We start from the raw sequence: 11,947 nt of genomic DNA, 5'->3' as shown, positions 1-11,947 counted from the left end.
TCAGGCCACGATCGCTATCTTGATGCGTCCGGGCACGGGCCGCGACGCCAGCTCGAACGCCGCCTGCACCTCGTCGACACCGAAGGTGTGGGTGAGGTAGCGGTCCAGGAGCCCGGGATGCTCCGCTGCGAACGTGTCGGCTTTGTGCAGCACGCGTTGGCGGTCCATGGTGACTCCCGACTTGAGCGTGAGGTTGTTCCTGAGCATCGTGCGCATGCTGATCGGATAGCAATCATCATCGGGCACACCGAAATAGAACACCGTGCCGCCGAAGGCGGCCGCTTCGATCGCGTGTCCCAGCGTGGCGACCTGATGTCCCACGGCCTCGATCACGACGTCGGGCTTGGCGTCCGGCCTCAGGTGACTCAGCCAGCGGTCGCTGGTGGCACGCACGACGGTGTCCACCCCGAACGACGGCCCCACACCGTCACGGTCGACCGGATCGACCCCGGTGACGTGCGTAGCGCCGAAGCTCTTGGCGACGTACGAGAACAGCAGACCGATCGACCCCTGACCCAGGACCGCGACATGCCGCCCGGCCAGATCCGGAAGTTGTTCTACGGCGTACAGAACGCAGGCCAGCGGCTGCAGTGCGACGGCGTGAGCGGGGCTCAGCGACGTGTCGTAGGCCGCCAGACCGTCGCCGTCGGCGACGACCTCCTCCATCAGTCCGTCGAATCCGGAGGCCCAACCGACGACGCGGTCTCCCCGCCGGTGGGCAGGGTGCCGGCTCGCGATCACCTCTCCGGCGATCTCGTGGATCGGGAAGCCGTCTTTGTCCGCGGCCTGCTTGCCGGTGTCGAACGGCAACCGCCCCTTGGCGCCGCGGAAGCCGGGAAGGTCGCTTCCGCAGATCCCCGCCGCCAGGAATCGCAGCAGCACCTGCCCGTCGCCGAGGGATTCCGGCGACCGCGGCAGCACGTCGCTTTTCGTGAACGTATACGGCGCGATCAGTCGGTAGGACCACATCAGATACCCCCCGCATGGACTTCGACGGGAAGGTTGTTCCAGCCCCACTGGAAACTCGACGGCGGCCGCGATGCCGCGGCGATGTCCACATCGAATTCGCGCACGCGCTTGAGCCATTCGGTCACCATGATCGCGATCTCCAGCCGCGCGAGGTGGGCGCCGAGGCAGAAATGCTGTCCGCGCCCGAAGGCCAGAAGCCGCGGAATCGGCCGGTTCCAGATGAACTCGTCGGGCCGGTCGTACTCGCGCTCGTCGCGGTTTGCCGAGGCGAGCAGTGAGATGATCCGCTGACCCGGTCTGATCGTGGTGTTGTGCAGCGTGAACGGCCGGCGTGCCGTACGCGCGAACCACTGTGCGGGCGCGCAGTAGCGGATCATCTCTTCGCGTGCGACGGGCACGGCGGTGTCAAGATCGGCACGGACTTCGGCGAGCTGGTCAGGTCGCTCGGTGAGTTCCCACAGGCCATGCGCGACGATCTTGGGGACGGTCTCGGTGCCGCCGATGAACACGCCGAGCATCTGCACAGCGGCTTCCATGTCGCTCAGGGGGGAGCCGTCGGGCAGTCGGTAGGCCAGCAGGTTGTCCACGATCGGAAGCGGGTCGGATTGGCCCGCCCTCCTACGCTCGACCACTGGGGTGAGGTACTCCAGGTAGCCGGGACGCGCGTTGGCGACCTCGACGCCGTCTCCCGGCGTGGCGAGACTGCCCGCGTTGACGGTGGCCAGCACGTCGGCCGCCAGTTCTGCTGGCAGTCCGACGATTTCGCAGACGATCGATGCCGCGACGATGCCGCCGTAGTCCTGCGTGAGATCGAATCGGCCACGCGGCAACAGCTCGTCGAGGCGTTCGTTGGCGAGGACCCGGATGCGGTCACGCAGCGCATTGACGTTCTTGGGCCGGAACGGTGCTGCAGTGCATCGGCGTACCTCGTCGTAGATCGGGGAGTCGAAGTTGGCGTGAAAAGGCATGGGGTGCAGGGGCGGATCGGGAACCGGTCCGTCGTGATGCTCGGCCAGCACCGTCGCGGCGGGCAGGGTGCCGTCGGAGGCCACGAACGTTCCGTCGTTGATCTCCAGTACATTCCAGATGTCGTCGAAGCGTGACAGGGCGAAGGTGTCCCACTTGTCGAGGTAATAGACCGGATGCTCGTCGCGCAGAACGCGGTAGAACGGCAGTGGATCGGCCATCACCGCCGGGTCGAACGGGTCGTACATCACTGCAGCGGCGACGGCGGCAGGGCGGCCAGGATCGAGTCCTCCCAGCCGTCGCGCAGCGCCGGGGCGACGCTCATCCACGTCACGATCTCGGCGGGCGGACTGTCCTTCCAGGAGGGGTAATGGTTTTCGAAGCAGGCCCAGTCCGCCTCCAGAGCCCAGTAGTGGATCACTTCGTTGAACCGGAACGTCGTGATGAACGAACCGAGCCAACGCTTGCCGGTCGACTCCGACCAGGGCACGTAAAGGCGTTCGAGTTCGCGGATGTAGTCGTCCTGGCGTCCAGGTTTGGTCTGCATGATCTCCTGGATCACCAGGCCGGCCTTGAAACCCGCGTCCTGCAACTGGGTCAGCGTCTTGTTGGCCCGCCCGGCATACATGATCCGACCCTCGCCGCGCGCGCCGACGTCACGCAGGTACATCGACCACTTCGCGGCGGCTGTTTCATGGCTGCCTCCGCGGGACTGGGCTCGTCCGATGCGGGCGTAGTCTGCGAAAGCGTCGATCTCCCAGATGATGGTGACCTGGGGCCAGTGCCCGTTGTAGGGCGTCGTCTCCCACAACGCGAACAACCGCGCGCCGAGTTCGCTCATCATCGGGTGGTAGCAATTGCTGAATTCCGCGGCGAACTGGTCGCCGCGCGCCGTGCCGAGATCGATAGTCTCGTGCAGATAGAGCAGGGTGTGGCTGTGGTATTTCTTCATGTTCACGACGAGCTCCCCATTGACAGCAGCACAGTGCGAGCGTGACACTTTTCCCATGTTTTGTAAAGTGCCGGAGACGGGTCCGCTAGTGTTCGCACGATGACGCTCACCCCGCTGGCGAACAGATTCTGCTTCGGCGAGGGCCCACGCTGGTTCGAGGGCCTGGTGTGGTTCTCCGACATGCTCGGTGAAGCCGTGCACACCGCCACACTCAACGGCGAGACCAGCACCTTGCCCCTACCCGGCCATGCCCCGTCGGGTCTGGGTTTTCGCCCCGACGGATCGCTTCTGATCGTCTCGACCGAGGCCAGGCAGATCCTGCGCTATGACGGCGACGCCGTCGAGGTCGTCGCCGACATCTCTGCACTGGCCCCCGCCAACCTCGGCGACATGGTGGTCGACCGCCACGGGTGCGCCTACGTCGGGTCCCAAGCGCGCGAAGGCGGCGTTATCGTCCGCGTCGACCCCGACGGCGGACACCTCGCCGTCGTCGCCGAGAACCTGGACTTCCCCAATGGAATGGCAATCACGCCCGATGGCAGAACCCTGATCGTCGCGGAGTCGACGGCGCGGCGGCTCACAGCCTTCACCATCGCTGAGGACGGAACGCTCTGCGAAGAGAGGGTTTTCGCCGACGAACTGGACGGACCGCCGGACGGCATCTGCCTCGACGAAGGCGGCGGTGTCTGGGCGGGAATGACGCTGGCACACCAGTTCGAGCGCATCGTCGAAGGCGGCCAGGTGACCGACCGCATCGAGGTGGGTGACCGCACCGCCATCGCGTGTGCACTGGGCGGACCCGAAGGCGTGACATTGTTCCTGCTGACGACGACCGACGCCTATCCCGAACGGCTGCGTGGCACAAAGCTCTCGCGCCTCGACGCCGTCAACGTCGAATTCCCCGCCGCCGGGTTCGTACCCGAACCCCACACCCACTGAACACATCCCCCGTCGCTTCGCTCGCCCCAGAACACATCCCCCGTCGCTTCGCTCGCCCCGGACACATCCCCCGTCGCTTCGCTCGCCCCGGACACATCCCCCGTCGCTTCGCTCGCCCCGGAAAGAGGTGCAGATGCCGGACTGCTATTACGAATTGGTCGACGCCGACGACGAGCGCGGCGAGAAGTTCGCCGCCACCGACTTCGTCCGCAGTACGTGGACGGCGGCCATCCAGCATGCCGCTCCGGTCTCGGCGCTTCTGGTGCGCGGATTGCAGCGCTGCGAGCCGCGCGACGACACCAGGCTGAGCCGGGTGCTCGTCGACCTGCTGGGGCCGGTGCCTGCCGACGGCGATTTCTGGGTGCGCGCCTGGCGCGAGCGCTCCGGTAAGCAGATCGAGCTCGTCAGCGCCGAAATGTTGGCGCTGGGGCCCGACGGGCAACCGCGTCCGGTGGCCAGGGCCAGCGGTTGGCGGCTGCAGACCCTGGATACGGCCACGGTCGTCCACACCCCCGCCGAACCGCTGCGACCGGTGTCCGAGGCGTTCACCCGCGACATGAAGAAGGACTGGGATCTCAACTACGTGCACAGCCTGGATTGGCGGTGGCTGACTCAGCCGATGAGCGACGGGCCGGGTGAGTCGTGGATCAAGCCGGAGGTCGCCCTCGTCAATGGTGAGTCGATGACACCGCTGGAGCGGTTGTTCGCGGTCGCCGACGACGCCAACGGCATCGGCACCAAACTCGACATCCGTCGGTGGACATTCCTCAACACCGACCTGGCCGTGCACATCCATCGCCTCCCCGAGGGCGAGTGGGTCGGCATCCGCGCCGAAACCAGTTACGGCCCAGACGGTATCGGCACCACGATCGGCACGCTCTTCGACGAGTCAGGCGCTGTCGGGGCGATCCAGCAGTCGGTTCTCGTGCGCCCGCGCCCACCGAGATAGATCTCGCGAAACCGCCGTCACGGTAGCCGGAGGCGCGTCCCCACTACGCTGGTGGCCGTTTCGCGAAGTGTCCTTCAGCCACTGAGGAAAAGTGCTGCGGCCGGGCACTGGGTGACGGCCTGCTGCATCCGCGAGCGATCAGACTCGGGCCGCTCCGGCTCGTGGATCACCACGGTGCCGTTGTCCTGCACCTCGAAGACCTTCTCGGCGATCGACTCGCAGATGCCGTGTCCGGTGCACTTGGCAAGGTCCACGTCGACTCTCATGCGCTGCGTCCACGCTCCTCCGACGATGGTGCGCTCACACAGTGAGCGTGACACTTCATCGATAATTTGTAAATCTTGGTATATGCAGCAAGCGCTGACGGACAATGCGACGCGGCAGCGGCTCCTCGCTGCCACCGCCGAGGTGCTCGGACGGAACGGCACTGCGAAACTGTCGCTGTCCGAAGTTGCCACCCAGGCCGGGGTGTCGCGACCGACGCTGTACCGGTACTTCGCCGACAAGCGCGAACTGCTCGACGCGTTCGTGGTGTGGGAACGGCAGCACTACGAACGCGCCATCGCCAAAGCCACGGTCGACCTTCCGCCACACGAGCGTCTAGACGCCGCACTGCGGGTCATCGTCGAGTACCAGCTCTCCTACCCCGGCCTGCGGATGGTCGATGTCGAGCCCGACCAGGTGATCCGGCGGATGGCGCGGGTTCTGCCCATGATGCGTGAGAGGTTGCAGCGCCTGTGCACCGGCCAGGATGCCGAACTGCGTGCCGCGACCGCGGTGCGGGTCGCGATCTCGCAGTACATCGTGCGCAGCGACGACACCGTCGACTTTCTCGCCCAACTACGTCACGCTGCGCGCGTGAAACAACAGATGAGTAGTCGGTCCGAGATCACCGATGACTGACGGGCGCCTTAGTAGTTTCTGCCATGGGGTGCAACGGATTTGGGATACCCTAGTGTTCGCGCCCTACGTCGAGCGCTTCGTGCGCTGAGCGAGCTGGGTCAGCACCTCGTCGGTGTGCTGACCCAATTCGGGTGCAGTCCAGCGCACTTCGGCGGGCGTGCCGTGAAAGTCCGCCGGCGTGGCCACCATCGGCACTGCCCCGGCCTCGTCGTCGGGCACGTAGACGATCCCGCCCGCGGCGTGGAACTGATCGTCGCCGAGGACGTCCTCGATCGAGTTGATCGGCGACCAGAACAGATCCGGTTGTCCGGCAAACACTTCCGTCCATTCGTCGAGTGTCTTGCCCGAGAAGATCAGGTCGAGTTCGGCAATCAGCTCGACCGCGTTCGCCGCACGGTTCCGCGCGGAGGCGAATCGCTCGTCGGTCAACCAGTCAGGTCGTTGCACCGCCGCGCACAGCGCCGGCCAGTGCCGATCCCCCTGCAGGCCGACCAGCCAGAACCTCCTGCCGTCTGCGGCGGCGTAGTTGTTCATGCACGGGTTGCCCATCGACTCGCGCGCTCCGATGGCGATCGGGTGTCCGGTGATGAGGAAGGTGTTGAGATCGAAGCTGATCGTGTAGGCACCCTGCCGGTACAGCGATGTCGACACGAGCTGCCCCGTCCCGGTCTGCCCCCGCGCCACGAGCGCCGCGCAGATCGCGCCCGCCAGCGTCATCCCGGCCATGTGATCTCCCATGCCACCACGCTGGAACGGCGGCACGTCGCCAGGACGGGTCAGCAGATGCGCCAGACCCGACCGCGCCCAGAAGGCGGCGACGTCATAGGCCGGCCGATCCGCGTCGGGCCCCTCGGCCCCGTAGCCGGTGATCAATCCATAGACCAGGCGCGGGTTCGCCGCGGCGACCTCGTCGAAGTCCAGCCCGATGCGCCGCAGAGCGCCGGTACGGATGTTGGTCACGAACACGTCGGTTCCGTCGAGCAATTCGCGGGCACGCGCCTTGCCGTCGTCGGTGGCGAGATCCAGCACGACGCTGCGCTTGCCACGGTTGTCCATCTGAAACGGCGGGCTGACGTGGTGCCGGTCCTGCGGTGCGATTCCCAGCATCCGGCCGAAGGTGCGGGCGGGATCGCCGTCCGGCGGCTCGATCTTGACGACGTCGGCACCCCAGTCTGCGAGGATGCCGCCGGCCGCGGGACCCGCCACCCAGACCCCGAGTTCGACGACCCTGATTCCCTGGAGCGGACCCGCCATGATCTCCCCATCCTCGTCACTTTACAAAAGCAATCCCATTTGTAACGCTTTACTAGCAGCCGATCCCAGCCTAGGAGGCACGTGGTGTCCGTCATCGCCAATCGGGTCGCACCCGCGACCGGCCTCGCCTCGCATCTTGGTCGGGGGCTGCGGCGAATCGGGACCGACACGCTGATCGGGCGGCTGCGCCCGCTTCCGCGCACCATCGGTGACCTCGACCCCGCGGCGATGTCTCGGCTGATGAACCGGAGGGTGACGTCGATGGCCGTGATCGGCGGCGACGCAGGCACCTCCTCGCGCGCCCGGCTCGCCCTCACCGGTGAGGACGTCCCCGCGTCGGTTTTCGTCAAGATGGCCGCCGAGACCGTAGCCACCCGCCTGATGGGCGAACTCGGGAACCTCGCCGAAACCGAGACTCGCTTCTACAGCCAGCTCTCCAGAGAGCTGACCGGTGTCCCCCGTAGTTACGGCGCCCAGTTCGACCCGTACACGGGCCGGTTCGCGCTCGTCCTCGAGGACCTCGCGGCCGGTGACTGCGAGTTCCCGGACACCCTGAACCCGATCGACGCCGATCGGGCCGCGCTGGTCGTCGAACTGCTGGCGCAACTGCACGCCACCTTCTGGGGCCGGCTTCCTGAGCGCAGCGGGGCCGGACCGTTGGGTTGGCTCTACACCGCCTCCGAGGACAGCGCCTCGTTGCTGACTACGCCACTACTGAAGACCTCGGCGCGCAAACTGTCCGAGCGCACGGACCTGCCGATCGATCGCGGCCGTTTCATCGACGACCGCTATCGCGCCGCCGCGGCGCTGGTCGACCGCACGCCGCACACCGTGATGCACGGCGACGCGCACCCGGGAAATCTGTATTTCCGTGACGGGCGGGCGGGACTGCTGGACTGGCAGGCGGTGCGCCGTGGCCACCCCAGCCGGGAGCTCGCCTACACGCTGGTCACCGGCATGACGACCGAGAGCCGGCGCGAATCCCAACGCGACCTGCTCCGCGCCTACCGCAGCGCCTTGGCCGCGGCGGGCGGACCCGAACTGGACGCATCCGAACTCTGGGACCGTTACCGCCAGGGCGCGCTATACCCCTACGTCGCCACGCTGATCACCGCGGGAATGGGCGGCATGCAGAACGAGGACATCGCGCTGAAAGGCCTGGAGCGCGCGCTGGACGCACTCGACGATCTCGACACCGTCACCCTGCTCGAGAAGAGCCTGTGATCAAGAATGCCCGCGCGCCGTCGTCGGCAGGCACGGCCACGCTTTACGATCGACACCGAACCCGTAAGTAAGGCCAGGTACGTGAACCATCCAGCACGCGACAGCGACGACACCACAGACGACACCTCGACCAGGAACCGGATCCTCGCCGCAACCGCCGAGGTGCTCGGCCGCAGCGGCCAGACAAAGCTGAGCCTGTCCGAGGTGGCCCTTCAAGCGGGGGTATCGCGTCCCACGCTGTACCGCTGGTTCGCCGACAAGCAGGCGCTGCTGGAGGCGTTCGGCATCTACGAGCGAGAGATGTTCGAGACGGGCCTGATCAAGGCGACCGCCGGCTTGCGCGGCAACGAACGCGTGAACGCCGCGATGCAGTTCATCGTGCAATACCAGCAGTCCTACTCGGGCGTGCGCGTGGTCGACATCGAACCGGAGGTGGTCATCGCGCGGCTGGGCCACATCATCCCGTCGATGCGCGCACAGCTGGAGAAGCTGTTACCGGGTCCCAACGGCGCGGTGAAGGCGGCGACGGCGATCCGGGTGGCGGTATCGCACTACATCGTCCGGTCCGACGACGACGACCAGTTCCTGGCTCAACTCCGTCACGCGGTGGGAATCAAGACCACCTGAACGCGTGACACTTGGCTGAATTCTTGTAAAGCTAGCTGTCATGACGACAGCGGAGACCGAAACCGGCGTGCTCGCGGGCGAGCAGCGCATGCTCATCGACGGTGAATTGCAATTCACCGGCAGCGGAGCCACATTCGACGTGATCCACCCGGCCAGCGAGCAGGTCGCCGGCCAGGCCACCGACGGCACCGTCGATGACATGGCTCGCGCGGTCGGCGCAGCGCGGCGCGCGTTCGACGAGACCGACTGGTCGCGCGACCTGGAGTTCCGGTATCACTGCCTCACCCAGCTGCACGAGGCCTTTGAGCGCAACAAGGAACGGTTGCGACGCGTGTTGATCACCGAAGTGGGTTGCCCGGTCAAGGTGACCGGCAGCCAGATCGAGAGTCCCATCGACGAAGTCAAGCACTGGGCCGAGCACGGCAAGAACTTCAACTATCTCGTCGACAACGGTGTCCACGAAACCCCGCTCGGACCCGCGCAACGCAAGATCCACTACGAGGCCGTCGGCGTAGTCGGCGCCATCACGCCGTGGAACGTACCGTTCTACCTGAACGTCGCCGAGACGGTGCCCGCACTCATGGCGGGTAACACGGTGGTGCTCAAGCCCGCACAGCTGACACCGTGGTCGGGCAGCGAGTACGGCCGCATCGTCGCCGAGGAGACCGACATTCCGGCGGGCGTGTTCAACGTCGTGGTCTCCAACGCCAACGAGGTGGGCGCGGCCCTGTCGTCGGATCCGCGCGTCGACATGATCACGTTCACGGGCTCCACCGCGACCGGACGGGCCATCCTCGCCGCAGGCGCGTCCACCGTGAAGAAGACGCTGCTCGAGCTCGGCGGCAAGAGCGCCCACATCGTCCTCGATGACGCCGACTTCACTATGGCGTTGCCGATGGCCGCGCTGATGGCGTGCGTGATGTCGGGCCAGAGCTGCATTCTTCCCAGCCGGATTCTGTTGCCGCGCAGCAGGTATGACGAGGGCATCGACATCATGAAGACGATGATGGAGAATTTTCCGGTCGGCGATCCGTGGGATCCGGGCAACATGCAGGGGCCCCAGATCAGCGAGACACAGCGCCAGAAGGTGCTCGGCCTGATCAAGTCCGGTGTCGAGTCCGGAGCTCGCCTGGTCACCGGTGGCGGTGTGCCGGAGAACCTACCCGTCGGCTATTACGTCCAACCGACGCTGCTGGCCGACGTGGACCCCGATTCGCAGGTCGCGCAGGAGGAGATCTTCGGACCCGTCTTGACGGTGATCCCCTATGACACCGACGACGAAGCGATCGCGATCGCGAACAACTCGATCTACGGCCTGTCCGGTGAGGTCAGCGGCGCCGACCTCGACCGCGCCTTCAATGTGGCCACGCGCATGCGCACGGGCAACGTCACCATCAACGGCAAGAGCCACTTCGGTATCGGGAGCCCGTTCGGCGGGACGAAGCAGAGCGGACTGGGATACCGCAACGGCGAAGAGGGCTACAGGGAATACCTCGAGGCCAAAACCATTGGCATGCCCGCGTGACCGACGTCCAACGCCTCGCCGATGAATTGGAGATCAGGGCGCTTCTGAGTCGTTATGCCAGGGCCGTCGATTCGAAGGATTGGGACCTCTACCGCTCGGTGTTCACCGACGACGCGCACATCGACTATTCCTCGGCCGGGGCCGTGGCGGGAAGCCGTGACGAGGTCGCGGCGTGGTTGGAGGCGGGATTCGCGGCCATTCCCTGGACGATGCACTACATCACGAATGTCGAATGCGAAATATCCGGGGACACCGCGACGGCACGCGCGATGTTCTACAACCCGATGCAGTTACCCGGCCTGCCGGACCAAAGCTGTTGCGGCGGTTATTACTTCCACGATCTGGTGCGCACGCCCGAGGAATGGCGCAGCCGCAACCTGCGCGAGGAGAACGTCTGGTTCGTCGGCAAACCCTAGCCGGCCGTCCAGCGTCCGGCGTTCGGTTACGGCACGCTGTGGCGGAAACATGCGGCCGGTGTCGCCATAGCGTTACGCAACTCAGCTCTCGCTATCCGATTGACGGCTCGGCCGTCGCGGCCAATTGCCCACACGCGGCGGCGATTTCGCGACCGCGAGTGTCGCGCACGGTGCAGGAGACCCCGCGTTCGCGCACCCGGCGGACGAACTCCCGCTCCACGGGTTTGGGGCTGGCATCCCACTCACTGCCGGGCGTCGGATTGAGCGGGATCAGGTTGACATGCACCAGCGGCCCGAGCGCGCCATGCAGTTTCTTTCCGAGCAGGTCGGCGCGCCACGGCTGGTCGTTGACGTCGCGAATCAAGGCGTATTCGATCGACACCCGTCGGCCGGTGACGTCGGCGTAGTAGCGCGCCGCATCGAGGACCTCGGAGACTTTCCAGCGGTTGTTCACCGGGACGAGGGTGTCGCGCAGCTCGTCGTCGGGGGTGTGCAGTGACACCGCGAGCGTCACGTTGAGCTTCTCGTCGGCGAGCTTGCGGATCGCGGGCGCCAGACCGACCGTCGACACCGTCACCGACCGCGCCGAGATCCCGAACCCGTTCGGGGGCGCGGCGATGATCCGCCGCACGGCTGCGACCACCCGGTTGTAGTTGGCGAGCGGCTCCCCCATGCCCATGAAGACGATGTTGGACAGGCGCCCACCATCGCGGTCGCGGAGTTCGGCACTGGCGGAGCGCACCTGCTCAAGAATCTCGGCGGTCGACAGGTTGCGCTTGAGCCCGCCCTGGCCGGTTGCGCAGAACGGGCAGGCCATGCCGCAACCGGCCTGCGACGAGATGCATACGGTGTTGCGGTCCGGGTAGCGCATCAGCACCGACTCGAAGGTCGTCGCGTCACCGGCCCGCCACAGCACCTTGCGGGTCTCGCCGGCGTCGCATTCGATCTCTCGCATCGGATTGATCAGCGTCGGGAACAGCGCTTCGGCAACCTGTGCACGCACCCCGGCGGGCAGATCGGTCATCTGCGCCGGGTCGGCGATCAGCCTCCCGTAGTACTGGTTGGCGAGTTGTTTGGCGCGGAAAGCGGGAAGTCCTAGGTCGGTGGCTGCGGCGGCACGGTCATCCTCGTCGAGGTCAGCAAAATGCCGGGGCGGCATGGCGCGTCGCGGCGCATCGAACACGAGGGGCAGAGCGGGCACGGATCCAGACATGGCCCTGCCA

Annotated in this window: 13 protein-coding genes; 7 read left to right on the top strand and 6 right to left on the bottom strand. The window is 66.3% G+C overall.

What is annotated here, in order from left to right:
* The 3 genes from AWC12_RS21430 to AWC12_RS21420 are packed head-to-tail and all read right to left on the bottom strand — an operon-like array spanning window position 1 to window position 2,887.
* Window positions 1-969: a zinc-binding dehydrogenase gene (locus AWC12_RS21430; protein ID WP_085176844.1), complete on the bottom strand. Its 969-nt coding sequence runs from the start codon at window positions 967-969 to the stop codon at window positions 1-3.
* A complete protein-coding gene (locus AWC12_RS21425) occupies window positions 969-2,183 on the bottom strand; it encodes a cytochrome P450 (protein WP_110808709.1) in 1,215 nt (404 codons plus the stop codon). Before AWC12_RS21425 ends, AWC12_RS21430 begins: the two co-directional genes overlap by 1 nt.
* Complete coding sequence (locus AWC12_RS21420; RefSeq protein ID WP_085177357.1) at window positions 2,183-2,887, bottom strand: NIPSNAP family protein; 705 nt, start codon at window positions 2,885-2,887, stop codon at window positions 2,183-2,185. Before AWC12_RS21420 ends, AWC12_RS21425 begins: the two co-directional genes overlap by 1 nt.
* Window positions 2,888-2,986: 99 nt before the next feature.
* Between AWC12_RS21420 and AWC12_RS21415 the strand changes: the two genes are divergently transcribed.
* Window positions 2,987-3,826, top strand: coding sequence for an SMP-30/gluconolactonase/LRE family protein (locus AWC12_RS21415; protein ID WP_085176840.1), 840 nt, complete (start codon window positions 2,987-2,989; stop codon window positions 3,824-3,826).
* A gap of 133 nt (window positions 3,827-3,959) precedes the next feature.
* Window positions 3,960-4,775 (top strand): thioesterase family protein, encoded by an 816-nt coding sequence (locus tag AWC12_RS21410; RefSeq protein ID WP_085177355.1) that lies wholly within the window; start codon window positions 3,960-3,962, stop codon window positions 4,773-4,775.
* A 74-nt stretch (window positions 4,776-4,849) separates the two neighbouring features.
* On the opposite strand, the gene AWC12_RS21405 is transcribed toward AWC12_RS21410, so the two are convergent.
* Entirely contained in the window at window positions 4,850-5,041 is a 192-nt protein-coding gene (locus AWC12_RS21405; RefSeq protein ID WP_085177353.1) for a ferredoxin, read from the bottom strand.
* 82 nt (window positions 5,042-5,123) lie between these two features.
* Between AWC12_RS21405 and AWC12_RS21400 the strand changes: the two genes are divergently transcribed.
* A complete protein-coding gene (locus AWC12_RS21400; RefSeq protein WP_085176838.1) occupies window positions 5,124-5,678 on the top strand; it encodes a TetR/AcrR family transcriptional regulator in 555 nt (184 codons plus the stop codon).
* A 63-nt stretch (window positions 5,679-5,741) separates the two neighbouring features.
* Here the strand turns inward: AWC12_RS21400 and AWC12_RS21395 are convergent, their stop codons facing one another.
* Entirely contained in the window at window positions 5,742-6,932 is a 1,191-nt protein-coding gene (locus tag AWC12_RS21395; protein ID WP_085176836.1) for a CaiB/BaiF CoA transferase family protein, read from the bottom strand.
* An 84-nt stretch (window positions 6,933-7,016) separates the two neighbouring features.
* Here AWC12_RS21395 and AWC12_RS21390 point away from each other — a divergent pair, with 84 nt between their 5' ends.
* From AWC12_RS21390 to AWC12_RS21375, 4 genes are all read left to right on the top strand, one after another.
* Window positions 7,017-8,156 (top strand): phosphotransferase, encoded by a 1,140-nt coding sequence (locus tag AWC12_RS21390; protein WP_085177351.1) that lies wholly within the window; start codon window positions 7,017-7,019, stop codon window positions 8,154-8,156.
* Window positions 8,157-8,237: 81 nt separating this feature from the next.
* Window positions 8,238-8,783, top strand: coding sequence for a TetR/AcrR family transcriptional regulator (locus tag AWC12_RS21385; protein ID WP_085176834.1), 546 nt, complete (start codon window positions 8,238-8,240; stop codon window positions 8,781-8,783).
* A gap of 40 nt (window positions 8,784-8,823) precedes the next feature.
* On the top strand, window positions 8,824-10,308 hold the full coding sequence (locus AWC12_RS21380) for an aldehyde dehydrogenase family protein (protein WP_085176832.1): 1,485 nt from the start codon (window positions 8,824-8,826) through the stop codon (window positions 10,306-10,308).
* Window positions 10,305-10,724 (top strand): nuclear transport factor 2 family protein, encoded by a 420-nt coding sequence (locus AWC12_RS21375; RefSeq protein WP_085176830.1) that lies wholly within the window; start codon window positions 10,305-10,307, stop codon window positions 10,722-10,724. Before AWC12_RS21380 ends, AWC12_RS21375 begins: the two co-directional genes overlap by 4 nt.
* 91 nt (window positions 10,725-10,815) lie before the next feature.
* Here AWC12_RS21375 and rlmN read toward each other — a convergent pair whose 3' ends face one another.
* A complete protein-coding gene (gene rlmN, locus AWC12_RS21370) occupies window positions 10,816-11,937 on the bottom strand; it encodes a dual-specificity RNA methyltransferase RlmN (protein ID WP_110808707.1) in 1,122 nt (373 codons plus the stop codon).
* Window positions 11,938-11,947: the final 10 nt, after the last annotated feature.

It is taken from the genome of Mycolicibacterium iranicum, from assembly GCF_002101705.1.
GTDB lineage: Bacteria > Actinomycetota > Actinomycetes > Mycobacteriales > Mycobacteriaceae > Mycobacterium > Mycobacterium iranicum.
The sequence above is the reverse complement of the archived record's forward strand: the minus strand, read 5'-3'. Positions and strand labels throughout refer to the sequence as shown.

Excerpts from the sequence above, each read along its gene's own strand:
- AWC12_RS21415 (WP_085176840.1), top strand. The coding sequence starts at position 2,987 with ATGACGCTCACCCCGCTGGCGAACAGATTCTGCTTCGGCGAGGGCCCA.
- AWC12_RS21405 (WP_085177353.1), bottom strand. The coding sequence starts at position 5,041 with ATGAGAGTCGACGTGGACCTTGCCAAGTGCACCGGACACGGCATCTGC.
- AWC12_RS21380 (WP_085176832.1), top strand. The coding sequence starts at position 8,824 with ATGACGACAGCGGAGACCGAAACCGGCGTGCTCGCGGGCGAGCAGCGC.
- AWC12_RS21400 (WP_085176838.1), top strand. The coding sequence starts at position 5,124 with ATGCAGCAAGCGCTGACGGACAATGCGACGCGGCAGCGGCTCCTCGCT.
- AWC12_RS21425 (WP_110808709.1), bottom strand. The coding sequence starts at position 2,183 with ATGTACGACCCGTTCGACCCGGCGGTGATGGCCGATCCACTGCCGTTC.
- AWC12_RS21395 (WP_085176836.1), bottom strand. The coding sequence starts at position 6,932 with ATGGCGGGTCCGCTCCAGGGAATCAGGGTCGTCGAACTCGGGGTCTGG.
- AWC12_RS21420 (WP_085177357.1), bottom strand. The coding sequence starts at position 2,887 with ATGAAGAAATACCACAGCCACACCCTGCTCTATCTGCACGAGACTATC.
- rlmN (WP_110808707.1), bottom strand. The coding sequence starts at position 11,937 with ATGTCTGGATCCGTGCCCGCTCTGCCCCTCGTGTTCGATGCGCCGCGA.
- AWC12_RS21430 (WP_085176844.1), bottom strand. The coding sequence starts at position 969 with ATGTGGTCCTACCGACTGATCGCGCCGTATACGTTCACGAAAAGCGAC.
- AWC12_RS21410 (WP_085177355.1), top strand. The coding sequence starts at position 3,960 with ATGCCGGACTGCTATTACGAATTGGTCGACGCCGACGACGAGCGCGGC.